General features: G+C 58.6%; 2 protein-coding genes. One reads left to right on the forward strand and one right to left on the reverse strand.

What is annotated here, in order from left to right; genetic code table 11:
- Positions 1 to 252: DUF1419 domain-containing protein (locus tag AC1DZP_RS36280; RefSeq protein WP_477309172.1), on the forward strand; the 252-nt coding region annotated here is incomplete at its 5' end.
- Between the two features lie 110 nt (positions 253 to 362).
- On the opposite strand, the gene AC1DZP_RS36285 is transcribed toward AC1DZP_RS36280, so the two are convergent.
- A partial coding sequence (locus AC1DZP_RS36285) for a hypothetical protein (protein ID WP_477309174.1) occupies positions 363 to 810 on the reverse strand: 448 nt, incomplete at its 5' end.

Below are 810 nucleotides of genomic sequence, written 5' to 3' on the forward strand. Positions count from 1 at the left end.
GGCGAATGGTTCGAGGTGGATGCCTCGACATACCATTTCATGCTCGACCTGCTGCCGCCGCTGTTCCAGCGAACCGGCATGTTCTGCATGTCCGAATACAAGGCTGGCTACGTGACCAGCGTCTTCTTCGCGATCAGGATCGGCGACCGCGAGCGCTGGTTTCACGGCTTCTGTGATCTTTCCGACAAGAGCAGCCCGGACGCCATGCGGGCGGCCATCATCGCCCAGGAGACGGGCGCGTCGACAGCATGACGCATGGGGAGAAAGCGGGGCGATCTGGAACTATATGTCTTCCAAGCTTGCGTCGTTCGCGGAGCGTTCTTATGGCAGCCAGGGAGCGACGTACCCGCCCTCAAGCACGATCAGGTCACCCCGCGCAGCACTTTTGGCAGCCGTCTTTTCCAGCGTTGGCCTCTTGGCAGTTTCGGCTCGTCGGCTCGCCTGATACGCCTTCGATCCGGCCGCGACGGTTTCTTGACCTCATTTTCAATGTCGGCTTTCGCACCGTTGTGCTGGCCCTCAGATCCGCCGGCACCATCAACGACCTCGACTCTCTCAACCAAAGCCTCTGGGCTTCCAGTGCTTATGGGATCCGGTGTCTCCGATGACATCCGATCAGAATCAATGGTGTTCGATTGAACGAGCAGCGCAGGCTCCCTCATCGGCTCGTCAGCTACAGCTGAAAAATCGATGTCTCCCCAGATCGAACGCGGCTTTGAAATAGTGCCGCGCTTCTTTTTCACTTCCACGACAAACGGTCGGACCGGCCGCTTCATGCAGACCTCGTTGTTGCTGAGGATCGGTTTGAAG

This window comes from Mesorhizobium sp. P2_F8, assembly GCF_056403655.1.